Below are 26350 nucleotides of genomic sequence, written 5' to 3'. Positions count from 1 at the left end.
GGTGAATGTACCACGCAAGGAATTGGATCTAGTAATACGGCATCGATAGCTGTTCCTTCGGGTGGAGGTGCTGGGCAAGTGTCTGCGCCAGAGATTCCGTCAAACGAAAATGCGGTTGTAGCACCAGCAGTATCTGGAACGGGAACAACAACTGCTTTGAATATTGATGCACCGATTCAAGCGCCGAAAGTGGGAACAACAACGCCAACAGTAGTAGCACCATCAACAGTACCGAAGACTGCGACAACCCCGTCGAGTAATTCTTCTGTGAACATTCCTGCTGTTTCTCCACAATCTCCGTCATCAGTGACACCACCAGCATCACCGTCAACTGAAAAAATACCACCGCTTGATCCAAGTCCTGCTCCTGTTACTCCACCAATTGCACCAGATCCAACAGAAACGCCGTAGATGAATTTTGAAGGTGGGCAATATTTAAAACATGACTGTAAAAAAAAGACATAAAAAAATAATCGCAGGAACTCTGATTTTTGTTTCGGCGCTGTCATTATTTATTAGAATTTCTTTTGCTTCAGTCACTTATGACTTTGAAGGGGGAACAATATCTTCTGATTTTGACCTTACTCCACAAACTCCTTTTGCAATCGCGACGGATCAAGTTCACGCGGGGACATATTCTATTAAGTCCGGGAATGCGGCGGTCGATAATTCTTTTGCACAGATTACTTTATTGGGAGACTTTGCTTCCGGTGGTACTGCTACGTTTTGGTATAGATATGACACCGAAGGAAGTTTCGATTTTCTTATCTTCATGATAGATGGTGTTGTTCAAACAGGTTTTCCAAAATCTGGTTCTGGTACGACATGGACGCAATTTAGCACTACAACCCTCCCTTCGGGAGTCCACTCGCTCGATTGGATTTATGTTAAAGATCATGGTACCAATACCGGTGGAGATGCGGTGTGGATCGATGATATTGTAGTTCCTGATTTTACTTTGGTGAGTGACAAGGGCGAATCCTTTGAATCGGGGATTCCAGGTACGTGGACGAACGATGCGACTGAAGTGTGGTCTAGCACAAACGCTGTCTATCGGAGAAAGCTCGGTTCAAATTCCGCGCGGTCATATCTCACGTTGGGTGGGAGTGGAGTTTCTACCCTGCAAAGAACAATTACCACGTCCGCAGGAGATATGTTTTTCTATTTCTATGTTTCATCGGAAGCGGGTTTTGATTTTTTGCGTTTCTATATAGATGGGGTGGAAAAAACGGATGTTGCCGCATCGGGGGTTTTTGATTTAACTCGCAATGCTCTGCATGCAGGATGGAATTTTAGAAAATACACTGTTACGGCAGCTTCTCATACGTTTAAGTGGGAGTATTCAAAAGATGGCGGTGGTAATATTGGCGATGACGCGGCATATATTGATTTGGCTTTTTTCCCAACCACGCCGGCTGCACCGGGTCCAATAGTAAACAGCTCTTCGTTTACCATTGGTAATGCTAAAGTCACGATTCCGAAGGGGATATTTTTGATCAAGTGAATTTGGAAGTCCTGCTTCCAAATATTGCTTCCAAATATTGCTTCCAAATTGCTAAAAAAGGTAGAATAATATTATGGCTAACAGAAAAACACCATTTGTAATTGGAGAATTTTATCACATCTATAATCGCGGAGTTGATAAGAGGAATATTTTTTCCGATGAGCAGGACGTAGATCGCTTTATGCAGAGCATGGACGTGTTTAATGTTCTTGAGCCGATTGGGAGTATTTACGAAAAAACCTTTGAAGATAAGCGATTTGGAAGCAAGGCTTCCAAATCGGAAAAACTGGTCAATTTTATTGCCTACTGTCTTAATCCCAATCATTATCATTTTATATTGGAACCTCTTGTTGATAGGGGTATAGAAAAATTTATGCAAAGATTGGGAACTGGAGATACAAAATATTTTAATAACAAATATAAACGATCGGGGGCATTATTCCAAGGAAAGTTTAAGTCAATACATATTAATTCAAACGAATATCTGCTTCATTTGAGTGCGTATGTGAATTTAAACTGGCGTGTTCACCAGCTTGGACGTTCGATGTCCAAGCTGGTGAAAAGTAGATCGAGCTGGGGGGAGTATACAGGAGATGAGAGAAAGGGATTTTGCGAGAAGGGAATTATTTTGGAGCAATTTAAAAACAAGGCGGACTATAAAACATTCGCGCAAGATTCCCTCGAGAGCATTTTAGAAAGAAAAGCAGATTTGAAAGAGATGGGAAGGTATTTATTGGAATAATATTTAGAAACAATTTGGAAGTCCTGCTTCCAAATTGTTTCTAAATGCTGCAAATCCTTGTGGCATTTCTGTTCCAAGCGAAATAAGCTCCCATTTGGAAGTCCTGCTTCCAAAAGCGGACAACCAAAGTTTTTTGGTATGGCTTCAAAATATAAAATCACTTGGTATCCAACCAACAAGTGGTATTCCCACTCTTTAATCTTTGAGAAAAAAGTAATGTAGTTTAGAATACTTGTATGATAGTCAAGAGCCCCCTTGTTCAATACGCGCTTATAATTTCTTTTTTTATTCCAGCGCTTGTGCATGCTGGAACGATTGATGGAACGAGCAAGTACGCGCGGTTTCTTGATGGAAGTTTGGGGCGTATTAATTTTGGAACTACCGAAGGTGCAGTGACGGTGAGTAATTCCACGCTTACTGGTTACGCATGGGGAGAGTATGTAGGATGGATTAATTTAAATCCCACGAACGGGGGAGTATCAAACAACAGCTACGGCGTTCTCTCTGGTTACGCGTGGGGAGAAAATACCGGATGGGTAAATTTTAATCCAACGAACGGGGGAGTGACCATTGATGCAAGCGGGGATTTTAATGGATATGCGTGGAGCGAAATGAGGGGATGGATTGTTTTTAATTGTGCCACTGACAGCACGTGTGGGACATTAAATCACAAAGTAAAAACAGATTGGATTCCGATAAGCGCACTGCCTGTGTGTAGTAATACATTAGATGATGATGGGGACGGGAAAACCGATTACCCTGCTGATCCTGGGTGTACTTCTGCAAGTGATACTGATGAGTCAGGTCCGGCAGGAGGAGGTATTGTTGTTGTACCACCTACACCAACTCCCACTCCCACTCCCACACCAACTCCAATTCCCATACCAACTCCTACTCCAACTCCCACGCCAACTCCGACCCCTACACCATCACCGTCCTCCATTCCACCTCTTACTGAACCACCGTCAACAGAACCGTCACCCTCTCCATCGTCAAGCGGTGGTGGACTATCGAGCGGTGGCACCACAGAAAATACACCAACGATAATCCCTACAACGCAGATTTTTTCTCCTCAAGTTTCTCTTCAAGTAACCGCTTTTATAACTCAAACTATTGCAACCATAAAAGAAAATGCAAAACTTGGAATAGCTCAAACAAAAAAAGTGGTGAGTGAGATGCGTAAAGAAGTAAAAGAAGCGCTTCAAACTCCCGAAGGGTCTGCGACCAGTAAAACAATAAGCACCACGGGCGTTATTGCCGGAGGCACAACTTCGCTTCTCACGCTCCTCGTCACACCATTTTCTTTGTCGGAAATTTTTCTTTTACCACTTCGGTTATGGGCGCTCTTACTTTCCGCGTTGGGTATCAAGCGACGTCATCGTCCATGGGGTTCGGTGTATGACAGTGTTACGAAACAACCTCTTGATCCGGCGTATGTTGTTTTGGAAGACCTTAACGGTAAAGAAGTTGCGACGGCAATTACCGATCTTGATGGTCGCTATGGGTTTCTTGCTCCTCCCGGCATTTATCGTATTGTGGCGAACAAGACGAATTATAAATTTCCATCGGCGCGGCTTGCAGGAAAAGAAGGTGATGAATTGTATCGCAATTTGTATTTTGGAGAACCACTTACTGTGAGCAACGGGGAGAACATTATTGCTCGTGATATTCCGATGGATCCGGAAGGATTCGACTGGAATGAATACGCAAAACGCGCGCAAAAGCTCATGGGATTTTATTCAAAGCATACAATTTTTATCGAGCGGCTATCTCGTGTATTGTTTGCTATTGGATTTCTTATTACCTTCGTGGTGCTTATTGCAGATCCGCGATTTTATAATATTGCCACATTTGGTCTGTATGTATTTGTGTGGGTGCTTCATAAGCTAGGGCCGGGGGAGCGTCCACACGGTGTGATACTTGATAAAGAAACCTCGCTTCCCGCATCATTTTCATTTGTGACGGTTAAGCATGAGAACAGTGGGATTGAAGCGCGAAAAAGTGTTGCAGACGCCCTTGGGCGTTATTATTGTCTTGTGACAAAAGGGACATATAATGTTGGCGTAACACGCAGGAGTGAAAACGGCGACTATATTCCTACGTCATTTACGAAAACAGTGCATGCATCACGCGGTATTATTCGCGAGAAGTTAGAAGTGTAAGGGTGTGAAAACGTAAAAAGCTTTCTTGTAGTATAATGAGTCTAAACATACTCAAGAAAAATCGCACAATGCAAGTAATGTTCACACAACGATTTAAATTTTACAAAGGTGCATATTATGTGTTTCTATTTTTTGCCGTGTCAGGATTTTCTTACATTGCTTTTGCCGTTCCACCGGCAACTCCATACACTCCCGGCGCAACACTCGATCCCGGATGTGTGCCAGGGGGGGTAAATTGTACCGTAAGTATTTTACCGTCGGGCTCGACGGGGGAGATTCAATTCAATGCAAGCGGGGCGCTTTCAAGCGATACAAATTTCTTTTGGGACAACACCAACAAACGCTTAGGCATCGGCACCACCTCCCCCTACGCAAAACTCTCGGTGGTGGGGGAAACAGTGTCAGAATATTTTACAGCAACAAGTACGACGGCGACGAGTACGTTTGGGGGAGCATTTTCTGTCGGATCCACGACACCTGGAGGCAGTAGTTTGTTCTCTGTGGGAACTTCAACGGCGAACCTCACCGTGAACAAATCAACTGGTTATGTGGGGATAGGTACCGCAAATCCATTGGGCCCACTGCACGTTATCTCTGACATAAGCAATTACAACGTTCTCTTTTCTGAAGCGTCTACTGATGTAAATGGTGTTAATATTGTATTAAGGAAATCACGAGGAACACATGCATCTCCTGCAGTGGTCGAGGGGGGTGATGTTCTCGGTACTATTGGTGCGTATCCCTACAATGGTTCGGGATTTGACCTTGTGGGCTCAATGAGATTTGAAGCAGAGGGGGCGCCTCTAGGTGGCCAACAACCCTCATCGAGAATTGTTTTTTCAACCCAGCCTATTTCGCTCGCGGGGACTTCACCCACAGAACGCATGCGCATCGACTCTCTGGGGAATGTCGGCATCAGCACTACCTCCCCATGGACTACACTTTCTGTGAGTGGCTCATCCGATTTGGGAAATTTTGGACTGGCGGGGTACTTTACCGCAACCTCAACCACGGCGACGAGTACGTTTGGGGGAGCATTTTCTGTCGGTTCTACTACGCCCGATGGATCAACACTCTTTTCAATCGGCACATCATCGCCGCTTTTCACGGTAAGTAAGAATTCCGGCAACGTGGGAATTGGCACAGCATCTCCTGGTGATTTTGTGAGTATTACCAAAAGTCAGAATGCTGGCGTAACGGCATCACTTGAAAACCTCAACAGCGGTTCTTCGGCAACGATTGCTCTTACTCTCAAAAACAATATAGGATCCATCGGCTCATTTGCTGGTTTTTCCTCATCATTTACATTGAGCCACTTCGCCTCTCGTGTGGGGTTGCTTTCAGATGTAACCAATGGAACCGGCTTCGATATCATTGCACAGAAAGCAGGCGACGATATCCGACTGTATACCGGAGGAACTGGAACTGCAAATGAACGCCTCCGCATTGGCTCTACCGGCAACGTAGGCATCGGCACCACCTCCCCCTACGCAAAACTTTCCGTGGTGGGGGAAGTCGTTGGCGCATATTTCACAGGCACTACCACGGCAACTTCGACATTCGGCGGCAACCTCGCAATTAATGGCACGGGCACTACAACTTCGACAGGTGGTTTTAATATTTCAGCAGGATGTTTTGCAATTAGCGGAACATGTGTGGGAGGAACGGGTGGTTCACTCACTGGTTCAGGTGCTGCAAACCGCGCATCCTTTTGGACAACAGCAAGCAATATTTCTTACGACGACGCATTCACCTGGGACAATACCAACAAACGTTTAGGCATCGGCACCACTTCACCGTATGCAAAACTGTCGGTTGTGGGAGAAGTTGTCTCAAGTTATTTTACTTCCACCTCAACAACCGCAACCTCCACCTTTGCAAACCATATTTCGATTGGAAGCGCAAAAGAATATCGTGTGAACGGTGTTGGTATTCTTACGCGTGATGCATCAAGCGCGATTATATTAGGAGATCTCACGGGCAACGCGAGAGGAAGTTTTGCGCTCGACTTGCAATCAGGAAGAAGTGGAGTAGCGGTTGTTGCATCGGGGGCAGATTCAAGTGCGGTTGGATCAAGTAATACGGCTGGCGGAACGAATTCTTCCGCCTTTGGTTCTGTAAACACTGTCACAACCGGCTCTATTAATGCTTCCGCTTTCGGACGTTCCAACATTGCCTCAAATGAATCTGCGGCTTCATTTGGTACAGTCAATGATGCTTCAGGAAATACAAGCTCTGCATTTGGCTATGGCAATACTGCTTCGAACTATCTTACTGTTGCATTTGGACTTTCAAATAATGTTTCCGGGTCCGGTGCATCCGCATTTGGTTCAGACATCATCAATTCCATCGCATCTTCAACTATGGTTGGTCCTTCAAATACTGCAAAACTCACTATTCTTTTTTCGGGAAACACAGGCATTGCTACCACCTCTCCTTACTCAAAACTCACCATCTGGGGCAATGGCACCACTGCGAGTACCACCTTTGAGATTGCCAACAACGCTTCCACCACACTTGCAAAATTCCTTGACAATGGAACAGGATATTTCTTGGGCAACATCGGTATCGGCACCACATCGCCGTGGCGCAAGCTTTCAGTAACTGGTACTGTCGGATTTGATGGACTCACTACATCTGTAACTGGTAATGCAGTCTGCGTGACGGCAAATAAAGAAATCACAGACGCCGGAGCGGCAAACTGTGTCCCCTCATCGATCAGATTCAAGGAGAATATTACCACGCTTCCCATGGGTACCGCGCTTGATTCTTTAAGAAAGATGGCGGTTAAAACTTTCACTTATAAAAAAGAATTTCAGATGGATGAACAGGAACACATCGGTCTCATTGCCGAAGACCTCGAAACCATAGATCCTCGATTGGTTGTGTACAACAAAAATGATGGCATGCCATGGTCAATCCATTTTGAAGAAGTTACCGGACTTTTAGTACAAGCAACTCAGGAGCTCGATATGCGTATTTCTGCGATTGAGGCGCGGCAGGCAAATACCGTGGCAATTCGTGGCAGTGCAAGCGAGTGGAGTATTGATGAGAATGGCAAGCTTGTAGTGGAAGAACTTGAAGTAAGGGGAAATGCAAAAATCGGATCCCCGAGTCGTCGCAGTGGTGTGACACTCTATGATGATCAAACGGGAACTCCATATTGTCTTACGATTTCAGACGGACTAACCAAAACAACATCAGGAGAATGTGGTAGTGTAATTACAATCCAATCTCAGATACCGTCATCTCCAATCGTGGAAGATACCACACTACCAGAATCTTCTACAACATCGCCACCAGTGGCACCGACGGTAACAACAACAGAATCCGCACCTCTCCTTGAGCCCGCTTCGGAACTATCGTCTGAGTCTGTGCCAGAGCAAGTTATTATTTATGAACCAGAAGTAGCACCAAATCAAGAACCTATGCGAGAGCCCATTTCCGTACCAGTCGATGCAATTTCACCACTTAAAACAGCAACAACACCAATCTCAATTTCTCAGTAACTGCAGGAAGAGCTCTCGTGACAAAATAAAACGATACTTTTGGGATTTTTATAGGTACCTGATACAATGGAGTCATTAAAACTAATAAAAAATTTTTAACACATGGCAAACATTAAAGTTGCAATTAACGGATTAGGAAGAATCGGCAGAGCATTTCTTAAGACAGGATTTGAGCGGGAAGAACTATCAATTGTCGCTGTGAATGATTTGGGCGATATCGACAATCTCGCATACCTTCTCAAGTACGATACCGCGTATGGGAAAAGTAAGCTTGATATCGGGGTGCGTAAAGATGGAGATAAAAAATTCTTGCGGATCAATGGCAAAGACGTCTCCTTCATTCAACAGAAAGAGCCATCGCTCTTGCCGTGGAATGAACTTGATGTTGATGTGGTCGTTGAATCAACGGGATTTTTTGAGAGCTTTGAGAAAGCTCATGGACATCTTGATGCGGGCGCAAAACGCGTGGTGATTTCCGCTCCCGCAAAAGAAGGTGGCGATGTGACGGGGGTCACTGTGCTTATGGGAATCAACGAAGGTGATTTGGAAAAGTCACCACTTTCTTCAAACGCTTCATGTACTACGAACGCTTCAAGCCCGCTCATTCAAATTCTACACGAAGTGATTGGTGTTGAAAAAGCACTTTTGAATACCGTACATGGATATACCGCAACACAAAAACTTGTCGATTCTCCTGACGCAAAAGATTGGCGGCGGGGGAGAGCGGGTGCGCAAAATATCGTGCCTTCAACTACAGGTGCTGCGATTGCTGTGGCAAAAGTCATCACGGACCTTGAAGGAAAATTTGATGGCATTGCAATGCGCGTGCCGGTGCTCACTGGTTCTGTCGCCGATATCACATTTGTCGCGAAGCGCGACACGAGCGTGCAAGAGGTGAATGATATTTTGCGCAAAGCGGCGCAAGATGACCGATGGAAAAAAGTATTCACCGTCACCGATGAGCAAATTGTTTCATCAGACATTGTCGGCAGTCCCTATGCCGCGATTGCCGATCTTTCTTTCACAAAAGTCGTGGGTGGAAATTTAGTCAAAGTGCTTTCATGGTATGACAATGAGATGGGGTACACCCACGCGCTTGTGGAGCATGTGATCAAGGCAGGGAAATTAGTTAATAGTCGTTAGTTTTTAGTTTATAGTTGATTAAAAATGGGTTCAAGAAATTACAAGGACTTAATTGTTTGGCAGAAATCAATGGATTTAGTAACCGAGGTATATAAACTTACCAGTAATTTTCCATCGTCAGAAGTATACGGATTAGTTTCACAAATGAGGCGAGCCGCGGTGTCAATTGTGTCGAATATTGCCGAGGGAAGCAAGCGAAATACTAAAAAAGATTTTAATCAATTTCTTGCCATAGCAATGGGATCTGGCGCTGAACTAGAAACTCAAATTGAGATATCAACACGATTAAAATTTGCCGATCAGTCATATTTTACAAGCGTCAACAGCTTACTTAATGAGGTAATGCGCATGCTTAATAAGATGGTCATGAGCCTAAAAACTATAAACTAATAACCATAAACTATGCGCATTTTTATCGGAAGCGATCATGCTGGATTTGAGCTCAAACAAAAGCTCATTCTCTTTATGGAGTCACTCGGACATGAGGTGGTTGACAAGGGAGCATTTGCGCTTGATGAGCACGATGATTATCCCGATTTCATTATTCCCGTTGCAGAAGAGGTCGCCAAAGATCCGTCGTCACGAGGAATTATTCTCGGCGGTTCGGGGCAAGGCGAGGCGATTGCGGCAAACCGTATTAAGGGTGTGCGAGCGGCGGTGTTTTATGGCCTGCCTGCCGCGCCGAGCACGGCGCAGGTAGGAGGACCGCTTGATATTGTTGAGCTTTCGCGTGAGCACAATGACGCGAATATTCTTTCTCTTGGCGCGCGGTTTGTAAGCGAAGGGGAAGCAGAAACAGTAGTACAGCTTTGGCTTGAAACGGAATTTTCCGGCGATGAACGACACGTTAGGAGAATCAAGAAAGTTGATAGTCGTTAGTTTTTAGAAATAATAAAACTTCTTGAACATGCAAACTAAAAACTACGAACTAAAAACTATAAACTAACTATATGGCAGAAATCATTCCCGCAATCATGCCCAAGGATTTCAAAGACCTGGAAGAAAAAGCAGGTCTTTTTTCAGGACTTGTTGATGCGGTGCAGATCGATATTATGGATGGCATTTTTGTTCCGGAAAAAACGTGGCCATATCGAGGTCTCGTAAAAGAATTTTATGAGATTGTTAGTAAAGAGCGATCATATCCCAAAGGGGAACAGATCATCTATGAGGCGGATCTGATGATAGCTCGCCCCGAAACATGCCTTAAGGGCTGGGTGGAGACTCATCTCGGAAGGATTATTGTTCACTTGGAGTCAATAGGCGATTCTGGGTATTTTTGGAAAAATTTGGGTCATAACAAATATCCTCAAATTAATAATGATGGGATTCAGAGTTTTGAATTTGGTCTTGCGATTAATATTGATACACCCAATGAAGCCCTCTATGTTGAAATTGAAAATGACCGCGCGAGAAAAAATAAATCCATTGATTTTGTCCAATTTATGGGGATTGGAAAAATTGGTTACCAGGGGGAGCCGTTTGACGAGCGAGTTGTCCCCAAAATACATGCTTTTCGTGAGAGATATAGTGATATAATGATAAGCGTGGATGGGGGAGTGAACCTCGATTCCGCTCCACGCCTCATTGCCGTAGGGGCTAATCGGCTTGTTGCTGGTTCTGCGATTTTGAAAAGCACGGATATTAAGGGAACGATAGAGAAATTCAAAAAAATAGGAACAAATTAGTATTGTAGTATGTTAGTAGATAGTATCTTAGAGTAGAACCAAACTAATTTACTAATCTACTAATATACTAAACTACTTATTAAAATATGGTATTGCGCAAAAAAAAGAATAAAGAAGTTTCTAACAACAATCTGTCAAAACAAATTGATAGCTTGTTGGCGCATATAAAAATAATTGACGAGCGTATCGATGTAAATGACAGGAAGTTATCTGATCAGATTGAAGCAGTTGCTTTTGCTGTTGCGAATATTCAAAATACACTAGCTGAGATGCGACATAAGGTAAACGGAATTAATAATCGCGTGGGTGATTTTGCGCTTAATAGCGCCAAGATAGATGAAGTGACCGCACGATTTTTGCGATTGGAGAAAAAAGTCGGTCTTTCTAAAAACTAACAACTAAAAACTTTTTTAATCATGTCCCATCTTTACGACGAAAAAATAAAAGAGCTTGAAATAAAAGCTAATGATATTCGGGAGTCGATTATCGAGATGCTCCTTGCGGCTGGCTCGGGCCACACCGCAGGTCCTTTGGGTATGGCGGATATTTTTACCCTTCTTTATTTTCATGCTTTAAAACATGACCCCAAGAATCCTTCATGGGAGGATCGCGATAGACTCGTTCTTTCCAATGGTCACATCTGCCCCGTGCTCTATGCGGCGATGGCGCATGCCGGATATTTTCCCGTTGAGGAATTAAAAACATTGCGCAAATTTGGCTCCCGCCTGCAAGGCCATCCGCATCGGGAATTTATGTCATTTTTAGAAACAAGTTCCGGACCGCTTGGCTCGGGACTCTCACAGACTGTTGGCATGGCGCTTGCGGAGCGGATCAACAAAGGAAAATCGTCCGACAAGTTTTTCTATTGTCTTATGGGCGATGGCGAGCTTGATTGCGGGCAGATCTGGGAGGCGACGATGCTTGCGGGCAAAGAGAAGCTGGGGAATTTGATCGGCATTATTGACCGCAATAATATTCAGATCGATGGGTTCACGGAAGACATTATGCCCCTTGAATCGCTCCGCGGGAAATTTGAATCGTTCAATTGGCATGTTTTGGAAGTGAACGGTCATGATTTTAGCGATATCAACAACGCGATTGAGACTGCGAAAGCGGAATTTAGCAAGCCAACGATGATTATTGCGCATACTATTCCCGGGAAAGGAGTGGATTTTGCAGAACGGAAATTCGAATGGCATGGTAAACCGCCAAACAAAGAAGAAGGCGCGGTGGCACTTGCGGAATTGCGGACGCTTGGCGGAAAGATTAAAAGTGAGCATGAGTAAATAATTATATATATTTATGGAAACTTTTTCAAAATACACTTATATTTTAGGTTGGGGTGTTTGTTTGGTGGTAGCCATTTTCTTTTCCGATACCATTCCTGACCTTTTAAACGATTATCATGTATTTAATAACACTACACCCCTGTACAGCATTCTTACGTTCATATTTTTACTTCCCATGCCATTATTTTTTGCAGTACGAGGTCTTCGCGCAGGCTATTTCAAGAAATTCTCAAAAATTCTTATTGGCTTAACGATCATTTTATTTTTTCTTAGCTTAGTTGCCATTTTTATGACACTAACGCTGGCACCACATTAAAAAACGAGTATGTTAAACATTACAACTAAACTCAACCCAAAACTTTTTTCCGCAGACATCGAACAAGCGCCGATCCGCAAAGGATTTGGCGAGGGGTTACTTGCCGCGGCGGAAGCGGATGAGCGCGTCGTGGGATTATGCGCCGACCTTACTGAATCAACACAGATGCACCTTCTTGCGAGAAAATTCCCAAATAGATTTGTGCAGATGGGAATCGGGGAGCAATCAATGGCTTCCGTCGCATCTGGCATGGCGGCGATGGGGAAAGTCCCATTCCTTACCTCATACGCGATGTTTAGCCCAGGCAGAAACTGGGAACAAATTCGCACGACTATTTGCTATAATGACCGCAACGTAAAAATTGCTGGCTCTCATGCGGGAGTTTCTGTCGGTCCCGACGGTGGTACGCACCAAGCCATCGAAGATATCGCTATTACGCGCGTTATTCCAAAAATGACGGTTATTGTGCCGGGAGATTCTATCGAAGCCAAGAAGGCGACTCTCGCGGCCGCAAAACTTCATGGCCCGGTATACATTCGCCTCGCACGCGAAAAAACTCCGATTATGACCACCGAAGAAACACCATTTGAGATTGGAAAAGCTCAAACTTTTTTCAAACCGAAGGATGGACTTGAGTGGAAAGTCGGTATTATTGCGACGGGCGCGCTTACCTACCAATCGATCATGGCGGCGAAACAATTTGAAAATGAAGGAGTCGGCGTTTCGGTGTTGCACCTTGCGACCATAAAACCTCTCGATAAAGAAGCCATTATCGCATTTGCAAAATCACACAAAGCGATTGTTACTGTTGAAGAGCACCAAGCGGCAGGGGGAATGGGTTCTGCGGTCGCGGAGCTTCTTTCACAGGAATATCCGATAAAAATGAAAATCGTGGGTGTACAGGACAAATTCGGCCAATCTGGAACGCCAGACGAACTTATCAAACATTACGGTCTTGATACGGAATCAATAAAAAATGCCGTGCAGGGTCTTCTATAGTATTTATGCAAAATAAAATTCGAGTATATATTGCAATAATAATTTCCATAAGTATCTTATTGGGGATAGAGAGCAATGTGCTCTATGCAGAGACAGGAACAAGTGACACCATCTCAACTATCTCAACTACGGATAGCGCCACAACAAACACTACTACTTCAACCTCGGGAACATCGGGAACAACTGATACTTCAAATTCAGGATCCGGTACCACTTCTACATCTGACATCACAACTTCAAATTTAAACACTACAAGTACAATAACAAGTGACAGCGATACTACTTCTGCTACAGGAACTGCGGGAACCACAGACACTACTACGTCATCAATAAACTCAACATCATGGGGTGTTTCGCTTGCCGATACAATGCCACCAGTCATAAAGCTGATTGGGGAGACGGTTGTATATGTTAAGGTGGGGGCACTGTACACCGATTTGGGCGCAGTTGCCTACGATAACGCTGATGGAGATATTACTTCGCACATAGAACATGAAAGCACGGTAAATACAGCATTTTCCGGTGCGTATCATGTGGTCTATGAGGTACGTGATCGTGCGGGGAATATGGCAAAAGTTGCAAGGAAGGTGTATGTTGTGACACCACCTTCGTCAGTTTCTCTTCCTACTACCACAACAACCAATACATCAAATACAGCATCGCCAATAAAACCAACCGCAGGTACTTCCACAGATCCTCTAAAAATAGAAACGACAAGAAATACCAGTATTATTGCTACTACTACATCTACAGCAACAAAATCAAACGATTCATTTATATTGGAAAGATATCGCCTTTTGCAAATACTTCAAGAGAGGAACATCCAGAGAGTTGAAGAGAGTGGGAATAGAGAAACCGAAAATAAAACACTCCCCTCGGAGATATCTCACGCAACCTCCACACAATCGACATCAACGCCAATCCTGGAATTACGCGAAAGAGTAGTTGAAAAAATCCAGAAAGTTGTTGAACGCGCAACGATCAATCACGAAGAAATACAGATTGACTCGGACCATGACGGAATTTCCGATTTTGATGAGTACCACATATACGGGACCGACCCCGGTGTTGTTGATAGTGACGAAGATGGCTATTCAGATCGTGCCGAGATTACCACAGGATTTGATCCAAAAAATCCAGATTTGCACGCAATTATTATATATGAAAATCCCAAGGATAGCGGAGAAGTAAAAAATAATATTCTTTCTGTTGCTGAAATTGTTGTTGCTGAAAAACAAATTGAAAATGAAAATAACACTGCACAAAGAGTTGAATTCAAAGGAAGGGGGTTGCCGAACAGTTTTGTCACCATTTACATTTTTAGCACTCCTACGGTTGTTACTATTAAGACCGACAGTGATGGTAATTGGAAATATGTACTCGACAAGGAACTTGATGATGGAAACCACGAAGTATATGTAGCGATGACAGATAATGCCGGAAAGATTCTTGCAAAAAGTAACGCTATTCCTTTTGTTAAAGAAGCAAGCGCAATAACAGTAGACCAAAATCTTCTTACGCCGATCACGAGCGGAGAATCTCCCAGTTTATTGCGCGGAAAATATTTGTACGCAGTGGTGGTGAGTATCATTTTTCTCATCGGTATTGTGTTTGTGGTTATCGGAATACGTTTTCAACCACAGTATCGTCGAGACAATAATTCTGATTCGGTTGATCGTACGGGCGATGGTAATAACTAGAATTTATTTCAAAAATAACCACGCATGATTAAAAACACCAAGAAAAATAATGCGTTTGGCTCCATTGCCGCCGAAACCCCTACGGTGGCTCTATCCACAATATCTCGTCGTGTCTCCAGTACGCCTTTGATATCGTGCCCTCGCCTCGTTTCAGATTTCCATCGACTCGTAATCTTCCTGTCTGCCGTGCTGGCACAGGCAGGCGGCAGGCAGGTGTTCTTGTTTTTGAAATGAGTTCTATGCTTGATCCACTCAAAAAAATAACATCCCACAGCATCGTGTTTTTCAAAGAGAATCCTCAGATTCTCTACACCACCTTTTTATTAATAGTGATTCCTATTGCATTTCTCGTAAGCGGACAGCAGTTTTTGGATGTTGCGCAAAAGAATCAGGAGCGTTTGGAAAAAGAGCGTATCGGGCTTATGCAGGATGTATTTGCATCCATACTTCGTGAAGGAGCATACTTTGAAACAGTAATACCCCAAGAAATAAAACCGCGAGATTCATTTTTACAGAATGTTCTCTCGGATCTTCAAGAGCAAAATCCATCTCTTGAGGCGTTTCGAGTGGCGATACATCGTGGTGGAGAAAATATTATTATTGCATCACTCAATACGGGAGAAGTGGGGAAAGACGATAGTATTAACAAGGCGCTGTATCAAACCGCCGGACTAGAAGTTGGGCAATCATTTATTTTTGAGGACTATATCGAAGGAGTGCGACATTGGAAGGCAGTGCGAGCGCTTACTGACATGGAAGGAGATATCCGTGGGTTTGTCTTTCTTGATACGTCAATGGCATATATTGACGATATTACAGCGCGCAACATACGGAGCGCATACATAATTCTTTTTGGTATTATTTTTGTCATTGTGCTCCTGCTTCTACGTCAGGCAAAAGTGGTGGATTATGCCATTTTGTATCGCAAACTCAAAGACGTAGATCAAATGAAAGACGATTTTGTTTCCATGGCTGCGCATGAATTGCGGACTCCGCTTGCAATTATTAAAGGTTACATAGGAATGATTTCCACAGAACGTCTTACTGATGAAGAGAAAGAAGATATTTCACGGGTGAATATTTCTGTTGACGGTCTTAATAATCTAGTGGGGGATATTCTTGATGTGGTAAAAATGGAACAAGGGAGTATCCACTTTGACTTGAAAGAGATTGATATTTCTGCTATCGCCAAAGACGTTACAAGCTCTCTACAAACTCTTGCGAAAGAAAAAAATCTATCCCTTTCCTTTGTAAGCACGAGTTCATCTCATATTATTGCTGATCAAGTGCGAATCAAGCAGGCACTTATCAATATTATCGGGAATGCAATTAAGTACACCCCATCAGGGGGCGTGACTGTTATGGTAGACAGAGAAAAGGGACGGGTTTCTATTCGTGTACGCGATACGGGCATCGGTATTTCTGCCGAAGATCAAAAACGGCTTTTTGGAAAATTTATTCGCATACGATCAAAAGAAACCGAAGATATTCGGGGTACGGGATTGGGCCTGTGGATAACGTTGCAGATTGTTTCTGGTATGGGGGGGCTCATTACTGTTGAATCCATCAAGGGGAAGGGAAGTGACTTCATTCTTTCATTTCCGATTACTTCAAAAGCGTAACTCATCAAATTTTGAATTTACACTTCATAGAAAAACGAGGCGTTGTGTACGCCTCGTTGATTCCCTTTGGATATTATATATTTTTTCTCCGTGCTACTGCTCCGAGTCCGATGAGTCCGGATCCAAAGAGTAAAAGTGCTGTTGGAATCGGCACTGGTTGTGTAGATGTAGACGAGGAAACATCAACCAATAGGGGAGCGATTTGATGCGATGGAGATGCGAGTACCCTAGTGTTGTTGTAACTCCAGTCGTAATCTGAAACCAACCCTGGAGCAATTGAACTATTATATAGATCGAGATACGTCATTGGTGTTTCTGCCGAGGGATCTATAAATTCTTTCAGATTTGTTCCCGGCAAAGACTCCCACATAGCCATCCATACAATTTCGTTCCATACGGCGGTCCATTTTGAATTCCCTGCATGGTAATCTGAGAGAGCACTGCCAAAGGCGATAACTCCCTTGCTATACTCTGCTGACCCAAGAACCACCGCGGGGTTTCCAGATGCTACGTCGTCGTATGTGTAGAAAGCACAGTCGGAACAAGTGATGTACCCTTCCGACGTTGGACCAATGGGAAATATTGACATTCCCGGCATTTCCATGCCGTCAATATTAAGCACAAGTACCCCAGCCCAGTACGAAACATTACTTATCGGAGTATTTACGCCGACTTCCTTACCGGGCGCTACGTTAACGGTTGCAGCAGAGGCCGTGTGTGAAAACACAACAGCAAGTAATATCAAGAAGAACACTTTGAGCGCATTCATTTTCTTCCACCCCCATATAAAGTTAATTAGTTTGTCCCTGTAAAGATCTCCTTAAACCGATTTAATAGTACATTATAAAGTACTATTTTGTCAAGTTTTCTTAAAAATCATTAAAAACTACAAAAATACAAATACATCTTCCACAAAACTTATTTTTTTATACAATAAAGTGATAATTTTTAAAGTTTCTTGGGCTGATAGTCTGCTGGGGCGGTTTTTAAATATTCCAAAAGGTCGTTCTGGAAGAGCAACCCTTCCTGTGCGCCGATCTTTTGGACGACAGACATTGAGTTGATTGGTCCCCAACGGAGTGCGTCTTCAATGCTCTTGCCAAGTGCAAGTGCCGAGGTGAATGTCGAAGCGAATGCATCGCCCGCACCGGTGCGTTCGTAAGGAGGTGCCGGATCAGGGTACGTGGGCATGAACCACGTATTTGTGCCGTCGTAGACATACGCGCCCTTTGGTCCGTCAGTAATGACGGAAATTTTAGGACCAAGCTTCTCCACCATCTGCGCGAGTTTCGCAGGATTCTCTTCCTTTGTTTTAAGAATTATTTGCGCTTCTTCTTTATTGCAGAAAAATATTTCAGTGAGTTCATAGAGTTCTTTTAACATTTCATATCCAAGTTTTATCTGAAACGTTCCTGGTTGAAACGCGAGTTTAATTGAAGAATGATTGCGTACATATTCTGCGATTTCTTTGTGATAGGGAAGTGAGTTCTCGCCAACAGAGCTGAAATAGATCCACTTTGGGGTTCCTATGTCGGGAAGCTTGTATTCATATTCTTCATGTTTAATGAGGATGGTGCGTTCCGCCTTATACCACAAAACATAGTGATAATTACTCGTTTTGTCGGCATGAATTTTCACGAAATTAGTGATAACACCGTTTGTCTTAAGGGCGTCGAGATCTTCTTTGCCATGCTCATCACCACCTACATCCGCCACAAGCGCGGAGCGCAGTCCTAGTCGTGCGGCGGCAACCGCCGCGTTTGCACTATTGCCGACCGCGGGGATAATTTTTACAAACTCATAGGGGATTTTTGAGCCGTTCACGAGGCACAATTCTTGGTCTTGTTCACCGTCAGTTTGATGCACGTGTGCTTGTTTGATGCGGATAAATGCATCGGTAGTGATATCACCAATCGCTATAAAGTCGAGATCGTCGTTCATGTCATTTCTAAAATGCTATTAAATATTTATACACATCAGTATACCACAACTCTTATGGTACAATAATACCCATGAAAACATTACGAGAAGTCATCAATGAGGCAGAATCAAACCATGTTGCCATCGGTCATTTTAATATCTCAAATATCGAAGGGTTGTGGGCGATTTTCCACGCGGCACGCAACCTCAACCTTCCGGTCATCATCGGGCTTTCAGAAGGGGAACGGGATTTTGTTGGAGTGAAGCAGGCGGTTGCGCTGGTGAAAAGTCTTCGCGAAGAATTTGATTACCCAATCTTTATCAACGCCGATCATACGTACTCGTTTGAACGCGTACAAGAGGCGGTGGATGCAGGATTTGATGCGGTTATTTTCGACGGTGCGAAACTTTCTCTTGCTGAAAATATAACAATCGCTAAACAGTGTGTGGAATATGCAAGAAGCAAAAATCCGGAGATTATTGTCGAGGGAGAGATGGGATACATTGGCACGTCATCAAAAGTTTTGGATGCGATTCCTGAAGGAGTGGATCTTTCCGAGGGAGCGCTCACTAACCCCGCGGAAGCGGCACAGTTTGTAAAAGAAACAGGTGTTGATCTTTTTGCGCCTGCGGTAGGGAACATCCATGGGATGCTTCGGAATGTTCATGATCCCCGTCTCAATATCAAGCGGGTTCATGAGATTAAGGAAGCGGTAAAAGTCCCTCTCGTGCTTCACGGGGGTTCTGGGACAGTCGATCAGGATTTCACGGACGCCATTAATTCCGGTGTTGGTATTGTGCATATTAATACGGAAATTCGGGTTGCCTATCGAGACGCGGTCAAGAAATTTGTAGAAGAACATCCCGATGAAGTTGCCCCGTATAAGATCATGAAAAGTGTTGTGAGCGCGATGGAGAAGGTTATAACGGAGCGGCTTAGGTTGTTTAATCACATGTAAAAAGTATTTTAGTATGTTAGTAGATAGTATTTTAGAAAAAAGCGTGCGTTTCTAAATTAATTACTAACCTACTAATTTACTAACCTACTAATCTACTAAACTATGAAAGTATATGTAACAAGAAAAATTCCGCAGCGAGGAATTGAAATGTTGAGAGAAAAAGGATACGAAGTTGATGTAAGCGAGAAAGATGGCGTGCTCACGAAAGACGAACTTATTGCCGCGCTTCGCGCGAAGCCCTATGATGCAGTGCTCTCGCTTCTCACCGACCCTATCGGCAAAGAAATATTTGATGCGGCTCCGAACGCTAAAATATTTTCAAATTACGCGGTGGGGTTTAATAATATCGATGTTCTGGAAGCAAAGGCGCGCGGAATCATGATCACCAACACACCGGGCGTTCTTACGGAAACGGTTGCCGAACACGCATTCGCCCTAATCCTTGCTATGACCTCGCGTATTGTTGAGGCAGATGCATTTACGCGCGCGGGCAAATATACCGGCTGGGCTCCTCTGATGTTGCTTGGCACGGACATCTCACACAAAACACTTGGAATCTTAGGCGCGGGGAGAATCGGTTCACGTGTCGCGCATCACGGGAAACATGGTTTTGATATGAATATCATTTATTACGATGTAAAACGCAATGAAGAAATCGAACAAACGACCGGTGCATCATATCGCGATACCCCTGAAGCGGTGTTGAAAGATGCTGATGTGGTGAGCATTCATGTGCCACTTCTTGATTCAACGAAACATCTCATTAATAAGGAACGTCTCGCCATGATGAAGCCATCGGCATACATCGTCAACACTTCACGCGGACCGGTAATCGATGAAGTCGCGCTCGTGGAAGCGCTTCGAAACAACGTCATCAAAGGCGCGGCACTTGATGTGTTCGAGAATGAGCCAAAATTGGCGCCAGGACTTGCGGAACTTTCTAATGTAGTGATCACGCCTCACATCGCCTCCGCAACCGAAGAAACCCGTTCAAAAATGTCTGAAATGGCGGCACAGGCGATCATTGACGCACTTGAGGGAAGAAAGCCGGTCAATTTGGTTTCATAACTCCATACTGTTGTTGGTATCTCAAAAATCCTCATAAAAATCAAGGGGTTTACATTTCCCCGTTCTTATATATAATAAGCCACTATGTTAAGTCTTAAATCACAAGCACGTGACAGCAAAATGAAACCCGCATTTCTTCGGAAACAGGGGTTGATTCCTGCTGTGTTCTACGGTCCCAAGGCAAAAACGACGTCTATTACCATCGTGCAGAAAGAGTTTAGAAAAATCTGGCGTGAAGCGGGGGAGTCTTCTATTGTTATGCTCGAAACCCCGGCGGGCAAAGTTTCAACGCTCATTCATGATGTTCAATTTGATCCGGTAAAAAGCGATCCGATTCACGCCGATTTCTATGTTATTGAAGAAGGTAAGGAAGTTGAAGTCCATATCCCCATTGAATTTACCGGTGTTGCGCCAGCAGTTAAAGAACTTGGTGCGATGCTTATCAAAGTCCTCCATGAGGTCAATATCAAAGCAATGCCGAAAGATCTTCCCCATAATCTCACTGTTGATGTTTCTTCACTTGTAGCACTCGAAAGTCAAATTTTAGTAAAAGATATCAACCTTCCTAAGGGTGTCACACTCATCACTCATGCGGACGATGTTGTTGTGTCAGTTGCGGCGGCTCGTAAAGCAGAGGAAGAAGAAGTGGTGGCACCCATTGATCTCTCAGCGATTGAAGTGGAGAAGAAAGGAAAGAAAGAAGAAGAGGGAGCAGAAGGAGAAGCCCCTGCAACATCTTCCGAAACGAAAAAAGAAACAAAAAAGTAACAATAAAACCCCCGCCTTCCTCAAGAAGGCGGGGGTTTTCCAATGGTGCCACTGTTTTGCACGTTTTCTCCACCATGGTACATTTATATAGAACCCATCTCAAAATAAATGGCGTAACGAGAGTATTTTTTCTCGTGCGAGGCGCAGTTGCGGAAAATGAGCCATATCGAGATACGGCGAGTTTGAGCGACAAGTCGTAGCCGAGAAAAAATACTCGCAGTAGCCAAGTGTTGTTACCTTTTTATTTATCATGATTTATTTTGAGATGGGTTCTCATATGAAAATGTTCTTGCAACACACATCACGCAAAAAATTTTTAGACATAATAATTATTTCCATACTCGTGCTCTTGGCGGCAAGCTTCATTTCTTATGAACGCGCTTTAGCACAGGCGACTTCGGGAGATGTTCTGTCACGTAGAGCACAGCTTGAGGCAGAGCTTTCCGGCATTGAAAAGGATATTGAATCCCAACGAAAAATTCTTGCAGAAAAACAGCGCGAGGGGGTTTCTCTTGAACGCGATATTGCAATTCTTGATGCCGAGATCAGTAAAGCGAAGCTTTCTGTTAAGGCTCGTACTATAAATATTAAAAACATTGAGGAGGACATAGGGTTGAAATCAAATACGATTGGCAATTTATCCGATAAGATTAATCGCGAAATCGCTTCGCTTGCGCAACTTCTTCGGAAGGCTGATGAAATTGAATCATCTTCGCTCGTTGAAGTCGTTCTCTCCAGCACGAGTATTTCTGAATTTTTTGCAGATGTAGATGCATTTGAAGCAATAAAAAGTAGTCTCAGCAACTCAATTAATGCTGTAGAGGCTGACAAGGTGGCAACCGAACGCGAAAAAAATAATTTGGAGGAAAAAAAATCTGAAGAGTTGTCATTGCGCCAAGTTCAGGAACTTGAAAAGAAACGACTTGAGCAGAATGAAATCCAAAAACAGCAGATTCTTAAGGTTACTAAAGGTAAGGAAAAAGAATATCAAACAGTTCTTAAATCAAAAGAAAAAAGTGCAGCTTCGATTCGAAGTGAACTTTTTACCCTTCAGGGTTCCAAAGCAATTCCGTTCGAAAAAGCACTTCTGCTTGCTAATCGCGTGCTCGCAAAAACTGGTGTACGTCCTGCATTCCTCCTTGGTATTATCGCGGAAGAGTCAAACCTCGGACAAAATGTGGGAACAGGGAACTGGAAAGTGGATATGAAGGCTCCGAGAGATACCGAACCATTTTTGAAGATTACTGCGGCTCTCGGACTCGACCCCGATAAAATGCCGGTATCAAAAAAAGCATGGTATGGGTACGGGGGTGCAATGGGACCCGCGCAATTTATTCCCTCCACATGGGTGGGATTTCAAGACCGAATCGCAAGCCTTACAGGGCATAACCCCCCCAATCCATGGGATCCAGAAGACGCATTTATGGCAGCAGGAATGTATCTTTCTGACAATGGTGCTTCTACTAAGGTTGCAAAAGACGAACGATATTCTGCGCTCTGCTATCTTGCTGGATGTAAAAATGCCCAAAAATCATCGTACGCATTTTATGGCGATGATGTCATGGAACTCGCAACAAAATATCAGCGTCAAATCGATATCTTGCAGGGAAATTAAGTGTATTGTGTATGGGGTATTGAGTATAGTATATCGAATATGGAGGACAAAAAAATTGAACATTTTACTGACCTTAATGCGTGGAAAGAGGCACACAAATTCGTCCTTCTCGTCTACCATATTACCGAGAATTTTCCTGACAAGGAACGATTTGGTCTAACAAATCAATTGCGTCGTGCGGCGGTATCAATTACATCAAATATTGCAGAAGGATTTGGGCGCGGGACAAAAAACGACAAAGTACATTTTTACACCATTGCCAAAGGATCATTATTTGAAACTCAAAACCAAGTTTATATAGGAAAAGATCTCAAATATCTTAATCAAAATCAATTTCTTGAATTTGAACAACAGGCAGACATTGTTTCTCGGCTTATCACAGGCTTAAGAAGGGCTGCTATGGACAGAAAATAAATAATGCGATATATTGCAATTCTTGGTGGATACCCAATTCACCATACACTATACTCAATACACACTTATGAAAGACATACACCCAACATACTATCCAGAGGCAAAGGCTACCTGTGCTTGTGGTAAGAAGTTTACCGTAGGATCCACCATGGAAAAACTTGAAGTGGAAATTTGCAGCGCATGCCATCCATTCTTTACCGGAGAAGAAAAAATCCTCGACACCGGCGGACGCGTTGAGAAATTTAAGAAACGCCAAGCTGCGGCGAAAAAGAAGTAACATCAGTACAGCTTCAGCAGCTTCGTTGGCTTCAATAGCTTCTTAGGTTTTGATCCCATGAAGCTTTGGAAGCTAGAACCTTATGAAGCTTTTTTACCATGGTTGATCTTGAAAAATATAAAAAAAGCAACAAAACGCTCTATTTTGCACAGGAATATGAGCGGCTTTCGCGTGAAGAAAAGTCGCTTCAAGATCTTACCGAAAAAGATCTTGAAATGAAAGCACTTGCAGTCGAAGAAATCGAAGGGCTCAAGGCGCAAAAAAATAATCTTCTTGCACAAATGGACGAAATTCTTGCCACATCGGAGAAAGAAGAACAGGAGTCGCCTCGAAAACTTGTTCTTGAGGTACGCGCGGGAACTGGGGGAGAAGAGGCGGCAATTTTTGCCGAAGACCTTGCGATGATGTATGAAAAATATGCCGTGCAGAAAGGCTGGGACTTCAAAAAACTCGATGAGTCGCGAAGCGAGCTTGGGGGATACAAAGAAGCATCGTTTGAAATTGACGGCTTGGGCGCGTACGATCTTTTGCAATATGAAACAGGGGTTCATCGCGTACAGCGTATTCCCGCAACAGAGAAATCCGGCAGAATACACACCTCCACCGCCTCCGTTGTGATCATGCCCGTGCGAGACTTTAAAAATACTGAAATCAATCCAGCCGATCTCGAAATGGAATTTTCCCGTTCAGGGGGCGCCGGTGGACAAAATGTAAATAAAGTTGAAACCGCAGTGCGTATCATCCACAAACCGACGGGGCTTGCGGTGCGATGCACGAGTGAGCGAAGCCAGCTTAAAAACCGCGAAAAAGCCATGTCCATCCTTGTCGCAAAAATTGAATTGGCAGAGCGCGAGCAGGAACACAAAAAACTTTCGGCAGAACGAAAACAACAAATTGGAACCGGAGATCGTTCAGAAAAAATAAGGACGTACAACATACTCCAGGATCGTATCACCGACCACAGAATCAAAAAATCATGGAGTAATATCGAGAAAATCTTCGCCGGATATCTTGACCCGATCTTGGAGTCTTTTGGCGAGGAAATTCTTAAGGCACAGGATTCTCCACAAGATTAATCCTGATTGAAAAGTAAGTTCAAAAATGCTATGTTTTTTATAGAGTGAGATTTTCTTGCATCTGTGCCGGCAGATTCCCGGAAGTACACCACAAAGAAAGGATAAGATTATGAACACGAAATTCATAGGTAGTGTCGATGTGGACGACCAATTCGAATTGATTAATACTTTCAATATTATTGTGCCGAAAGGTTATAATCACTCTAAACGTTTGGATTTGTTCAGTAAGGAACACCGCAGGGCGTTTTACTATTATAATGATGCCATCACTGATAAGAATTATGCCAATGCTACAACGAAACTCAAGCCATCGTGCAAGCTCAAAGTAAAGATCTTTGAGTTCAAGAAGAGTGTTTCTTCAAAAGTTTGTATGGCCAAACTGCGTTCGGAAAAAGGCATTCTCGTCGGTGCTCAAGGAGTAACACTTGCCTGGGAGCAGAAACAGGAAGAATTGCCGGTCAATCGGTGGTCCATTTCTCTTGATGAGGAAGAAGCGCTCTGGAAAGATGCTGAGGGCAACAGTAGAGTGCCATGCATAAACCGCTTCTCGGTTGTGGATTTCAGGTTTGACCTCGGCGACTTCAAAGAGATTTGGCATAACGCCTACTCTCTCCTCTGTTTCTGTAGCGCCGACTAGTCCTTCGGTTTTTTTGACACTTAGTTCGTTAATTCATGTCTTCAATCTTTAGACTCTTTGAGCCCCTTAGTCAAATTTATTTTGGCGGGGGCTCATTTTTTTTGTATACATTTAATATTCGTCTATTTTCTTGTCTTACGCTCTACGCTTCACGATATGGCGCTTGCATTGCCAACCGTTTTTTGATAGGATATCCCCCATGCCGCTTACCAAGGAGAAAGAAATCAATACTGAACTTATCGAAAAAATGTTCAAAGCAGGAGCTCACTTCGGCTATTCGAAGTCGCGTCGTCACCCATCTGCGAAACCCTATATTTTTGGCGCAAAAAATAGCGTTGAAATTATCGATCTTGAGAAAACTCAAGACCTCTTGATTACGGCAAGAGAATATGTCAAATCGCTTGCGCGTGAGGGGAAGAAAATCCTATTTGTGGGCACTAAAAACGAAAGTCGTTCTGTAGTAAAAGAAGGCGCCGCTTCAATCGACATGCCGTATGTAGAGATTCGTTGGATTGGGGGAACTATCTCCAATTTCATACAAATCAAGAAACGCTTGGCTCACCTCGAAGATCTTATGCAGAAACGGGATACAGGCGGGCTCGCTATGTATACTAAAAAAGAAAGACTTTTATTTGATCGCGAGATCGAGCGTCTATTAAGAAAGTTTGAGGGACTTTTATCTATGAAAGAACTTCCTGCGGCATTCTTTGTTGTTGATTCTCGCAAAGAACATATTGCAATACAAGAAGCACGAGATAAACGTATTCCAATCATAAGTGTTTCTAATTCCGACTGTAATATTAAAGAAGTTGATTATCCAATCCTCGCGAATGACTCATCGGTCGCGAGTGTGAAATTTTTTGTTGAACAAATCGTTTCGGCATATAAAGAAGGACGAGCAGGGATGGAAACAAATTAAAAATCAAAGTTCAAAATTAAGGAATC

The 26350-nt window shown here is 43.5% G+C and carries 26 protein-coding genes; 24 read left to right on the top strand and 2 right to left on the bottom strand.

Features of this window, described 5'->3' with window-relative positions:
* The 15 genes from Q7S11_01235 to Q7S11_01165 all read left to right on the top strand — a co-directional run.
* Positions 1–411, top strand: a 411-nt coding sequence (locus tag Q7S11_01235; protein ID MDO8572375.1) for a hypothetical protein, incomplete at its 5' end; no start/stop codon positions are given.
* Between the two features lie 31 nt (positions 412–442).
* Positions 443–1504, top strand: a complete 1062-nt coding sequence (locus tag Q7S11_01230; protein MDO8572374.1) for a hypothetical protein — start codon at positions 443–445, stop codon at positions 1502–1504.
* Positions 1505–1577: 73 nt separating this feature from the next.
* Positions 1578–2246 (top strand): transposase, encoded by a 669-nt coding sequence (locus tag Q7S11_01225; protein ID MDO8572373.1) that lies wholly within the window; start codon positions 1578–1580, stop codon positions 2244–2246.
* A 236-nt stretch (positions 2247–2482) separates the two neighbouring features.
* Complete coding sequence (locus Q7S11_01220) at positions 2483–4408, top strand: carboxypeptidase-like regulatory domain-containing protein (protein MDO8572372.1); 1926 nt, start codon at positions 2483–2485, stop codon at positions 4406–4408.
* 35 nt (positions 4409–4443) lie between these two features.
* Positions 4444–7917: a tail fiber domain-containing protein gene (locus Q7S11_01215; GenBank protein ID MDO8572371.1), complete on the top strand. Its 3474-nt coding sequence runs from the start codon at positions 4444–4446 to the stop codon at positions 7915–7917.
* Between the two features lie 102 nt (positions 7918–8019).
* The gene (gene gap / locus Q7S11_01210) at positions 8020–9060 is read left to right on the top strand and encodes a type I glyceraldehyde-3-phosphate dehydrogenase (GenBank protein MDO8572370.1); all 1041 of its coding nucleotides are present in this window, start codon (positions 8020–8022) and stop codon (positions 9058–9060) included.
* 24 nt (positions 9061–9084) lie between these two features.
* On the top strand, positions 9085–9450 hold the full coding sequence (locus Q7S11_01205) for a four helix bundle protein (GenBank protein ID MDO8572369.1): 366 nt from the start codon (positions 9085–9087) through the stop codon (positions 9448–9450).
* A gap of 12 nt (positions 9451–9462) precedes the next feature.
* Positions 9463–9939, top strand: coding sequence for an RpiB/LacA/LacB family sugar-phosphate isomerase (locus tag Q7S11_01200; GenBank protein MDO8572368.1), 477 nt, complete (start codon positions 9463–9465; stop codon positions 9937–9939).
* Positions 9940–10010: 71 nt separating this feature from the next.
* The gene (locus tag Q7S11_01195; protein ID MDO8572367.1) at positions 10011–10745 is read left to right on the top strand and encodes a hypothetical protein; all 735 of its coding nucleotides are present in this window, start codon (positions 10011–10013) and stop codon (positions 10743–10745) included.
* An 86-nt stretch (positions 10746–10831) separates the two neighbouring features.
* The gene (locus tag Q7S11_01190) at positions 10832–11140 is read left to right on the top strand and encodes a hypothetical protein (protein MDO8572366.1); all 309 of its coding nucleotides are present in this window, start codon (positions 10832–10834) and stop codon (positions 11138–11140) included.
* A 21-nt stretch (positions 11141–11161) separates the two neighbouring features.
* Positions 11162–12031, top strand: coding sequence for a transketolase (locus Q7S11_01185; GenBank protein MDO8572365.1), 870 nt, complete (start codon positions 11162–11164; stop codon positions 12029–12031).
* Positions 12032–12047: 16 nt separating this feature from the next.
* On the top strand, positions 12048–12350 hold the full coding sequence (locus tag Q7S11_01180) for a hypothetical protein (GenBank protein ID MDO8572364.1): 303 nt from the start codon (positions 12048–12050) through the stop codon (positions 12348–12350).
* 9 nt (positions 12351–12359) lie between these two features.
* Positions 12360–13349 carry a transketolase C-terminal domain-containing protein gene (locus Q7S11_01175; GenBank protein MDO8572363.1) on the top strand — a complete coding sequence of 330 codons (990 nt, stop codon included), beginning with the start codon at positions 12360–12362 and terminating at the stop codon, positions 13347–13349.
* Between the two features lie 5 nt (positions 13350–13354).
* A complete protein-coding gene (locus Q7S11_01170) occupies positions 13355–15049 on the top strand; it encodes a DUF5011 domain-containing protein (protein ID MDO8572362.1) in 1695 nt (564 codons plus the stop codon).
* Positions 15050–15183: 134 nt separating this feature from the next.
* Positions 15184–16671, top strand: a complete 1488-nt coding sequence (locus Q7S11_01165) for a HAMP domain-containing sensor histidine kinase (GenBank protein ID MDO8572361.1) — start codon at positions 15184–15186, stop codon at positions 16669–16671.
* A 73-nt stretch (positions 16672–16744) separates the two neighbouring features.
* Here Q7S11_01165 and Q7S11_01160 read toward each other — a convergent pair whose 3' ends face one another.
* The gene (locus Q7S11_01160; GenBank protein MDO8572360.1) at positions 16745–17440 is read right to left on the bottom strand and encodes a VPLPA-CTERM sorting domain-containing protein; all 696 of its coding nucleotides are present in this window, start codon (positions 17438–17440) and stop codon (positions 16745–16747) included.
* A 179-nt stretch (positions 17441–17619) separates the two neighbouring features.
* Entirely contained in the window at positions 17620–18612 is a 993-nt protein-coding gene (locus Q7S11_01155; GenBank protein ID MDO8572359.1) for a PfkB family carbohydrate kinase, read from the bottom strand.
* A gap of 71 nt (positions 18613–18683) precedes the next feature.
* Between Q7S11_01155 and Q7S11_01150 the strand changes: the two genes are divergently transcribed.
* The 9 genes from Q7S11_01150 (at position 18684) to rpsB (ending at position 26324) form a co-directional block, all read left to right on the top strand.
* Positions 18684–19550, top strand: coding sequence for a class II fructose-bisphosphate aldolase (locus Q7S11_01150; GenBank protein ID MDO8572358.1), 867 nt, complete (start codon positions 18684–18686; stop codon positions 19548–19550).
* A gap of 102 nt (positions 19551–19652) precedes the next feature.
* A complete protein-coding gene (locus tag Q7S11_01145) occupies positions 19653–20618 on the top strand; it encodes a D-glycerate dehydrogenase (GenBank protein MDO8572357.1) in 966 nt (321 codons plus the stop codon).
* 84 nt (positions 20619–20702) lie between these two features.
* Entirely contained in the window at positions 20703–21386 is a 684-nt protein-coding gene (locus Q7S11_01140) for a 50S ribosomal protein L25 (protein MDO8572356.1), read from the top strand.
* A gap of 283 nt (positions 21387–21669) precedes the next feature.
* On the top strand, positions 21670–23001 hold the full coding sequence (locus Q7S11_01135) for a lytic murein transglycosylase (protein ID MDO8572355.1): 1332 nt from the start codon (positions 21670–21672) through the stop codon (positions 22999–23001).
* 39 nt (positions 23002–23040) lie between these two features.
* Entirely contained in the window at positions 23041–23415 is a 375-nt protein-coding gene (locus Q7S11_01130) for a four helix bundle protein (protein ID MDO8572354.1), read from the top strand.
* A 67-nt stretch (positions 23416–23482) separates the two neighbouring features.
* Positions 23483–23692, top strand: coding sequence for a 50S ribosomal protein L31 (rpmE, locus tag Q7S11_01125; GenBank protein ID MDO8572353.1), 210 nt, complete (start codon positions 23483–23485; stop codon positions 23690–23692).
* Positions 23693–23790: 98 nt separating this feature from the next.
* Positions 23791–24768, top strand: a complete 978-nt coding sequence (locus Q7S11_01120; protein MDO8572352.1) for a PCRF domain-containing protein — start codon at positions 23791–23793, stop codon at positions 24766–24768.
* A gap of 109 nt (positions 24769–24877) precedes the next feature.
* Positions 24878–25405 (top strand): hypothetical protein, encoded by a 528-nt coding sequence (locus Q7S11_01115; GenBank protein MDO8572351.1) that lies wholly within the window; start codon positions 24878–24880, stop codon positions 25403–25405.
* Positions 25406–25604: 199 nt separating this feature from the next.
* Entirely contained in the window at positions 25605–26324 is a 720-nt protein-coding gene (gene rpsB / locus Q7S11_01110) for a 30S ribosomal protein S2 (protein ID MDO8572350.1), read from the top strand.
* Positions 26325–26350 lie beyond the last annotated feature (26 nt).

The organism is bacterium, from assembly GCA_030648955.1.
In the GTDB taxonomy this organism is placed as follows: domain Bacteria; phylum Patescibacteriota; class Minisyncoccia; order Phycocordibacterales; family JAUSHB01; genus JAUSHB01.
Note: the sequence above shows the minus strand (reverse complement) of the source record. Positions and strands in the feature narration are given on the sequence as shown.

What these genes read in the sequence shown, in the direction of transcription:
- Q7S11_01230 (MDO8572374.1), top strand. Translation starts at nt 443, where the DNA reads ATGACTGTAAAAAAAAGACATAAAAAAATAATCGCAGGAACTCTGATT.
- Q7S11_01225 (MDO8572373.1), top strand. Translation starts at nt 1,578, where the DNA reads ATGGCTAACAGAAAAACACCATTTGTAATTGGAGAATTTTATCACATC.
- Q7S11_01220 (MDO8572372.1), top strand. Translation starts at nt 2,483, where the DNA reads ATGATAGTCAAGAGCCCCCTTGTTCAATACGCGCTTATAATTTCTTTT.
- Q7S11_01215 (MDO8572371.1), top strand. Translation starts at nt 4,444, where the DNA reads ATGAGTCTAAACATACTCAAGAAAAATCGCACAATGCAAGTAATGTTC.
- gap (MDO8572370.1), top strand. Translation starts at nt 8,020, where the DNA reads ATGGCAAACATTAAAGTTGCAATTAACGGATTAGGAAGAATCGGCAGA.
- Q7S11_01205 (MDO8572369.1), top strand. Translation starts at nt 9,085, where the DNA reads ATGGGTTCAAGAAATTACAAGGACTTAATTGTTTGGCAGAAATCAATG.
- Q7S11_01200 (MDO8572368.1), top strand. Translation starts at nt 9,463, where the DNA reads ATGCGCATTTTTATCGGAAGCGATCATGCTGGATTTGAGCTCAAACAA.
- Q7S11_01195 (MDO8572367.1), top strand. Translation starts at nt 10,011, where the DNA reads ATGGCAGAAATCATTCCCGCAATCATGCCCAAGGATTTCAAAGACCTG.
- Q7S11_01190 (MDO8572366.1), top strand. Translation starts at nt 10,832, where the DNA reads ATGGTATTGCGCAAAAAAAAGAATAAAGAAGTTTCTAACAACAATCTG.
- Q7S11_01185 (MDO8572365.1), top strand. Translation starts at nt 11,162, where the DNA reads ATGTCCCATCTTTACGACGAAAAAATAAAAGAGCTTGAAATAAAAGCT.
- Q7S11_01180 (MDO8572364.1), top strand. Translation starts at nt 12,048, where the DNA reads ATGGAAACTTTTTCAAAATACACTTATATTTTAGGTTGGGGTGTTTGT.
- Q7S11_01175 (MDO8572363.1), top strand. Translation starts at nt 12,360, where the DNA reads ATGTTAAACATTACAACTAAACTCAACCCAAAACTTTTTTCCGCAGAC.
- Q7S11_01170 (MDO8572362.1), top strand. Translation starts at nt 13,355, where the DNA reads ATGCAAAATAAAATTCGAGTATATATTGCAATAATAATTTCCATAAGT.
- Q7S11_01160 (MDO8572360.1), bottom strand. Translation starts at nt 17,440, where the DNA reads ATGAATGCGCTCAAAGTGTTCTTCTTGATATTACTTGCTGTTGTGTTT.
- Q7S11_01155 (MDO8572359.1), bottom strand. Translation starts at nt 18,612, where the DNA reads ATGAACGACGATCTCGACTTTATAGCGATTGGTGATATCACTACCGAT.
- Q7S11_01150 (MDO8572358.1), top strand. Translation starts at nt 18,684, where the DNA reads ATGAAAACATTACGAGAAGTCATCAATGAGGCAGAATCAAACCATGTT.
- Q7S11_01145 (MDO8572357.1), top strand. Translation starts at nt 19,653, where the DNA reads ATGAAAGTATATGTAACAAGAAAAATTCCGCAGCGAGGAATTGAAATG.
- Q7S11_01140 (MDO8572356.1), top strand. Translation starts at nt 20,703, where the DNA reads ATGTTAAGTCTTAAATCACAAGCACGTGACAGCAAAATGAAACCCGCA.
- Q7S11_01135 (MDO8572355.1), top strand. Translation starts at nt 21,670, where the DNA reads ATGTTCTTGCAACACACATCACGCAAAAAATTTTTAGACATAATAATT.
- Q7S11_01130 (MDO8572354.1), top strand. Translation starts at nt 23,041, where the DNA reads ATGGAGGACAAAAAAATTGAACATTTTACTGACCTTAATGCGTGGAAA.
- rpmE (MDO8572353.1), top strand. Translation starts at nt 23,483, where the DNA reads ATGAAAGACATACACCCAACATACTATCCAGAGGCAAAGGCTACCTGT.
- Q7S11_01120 (MDO8572352.1), top strand. Translation starts at nt 23,791, where the DNA reads ATGGTTGATCTTGAAAAATATAAAAAAAGCAACAAAACGCTCTATTTT.
- Q7S11_01115 (MDO8572351.1), top strand. Translation starts at nt 24,878, where the DNA reads ATGAACACGAAATTCATAGGTAGTGTCGATGTGGACGACCAATTCGAA.
- rpsB (MDO8572350.1), top strand. Translation starts at nt 25,605, where the DNA reads ATGCCGCTTACCAAGGAGAAAGAAATCAATACTGAACTTATCGAAAAA.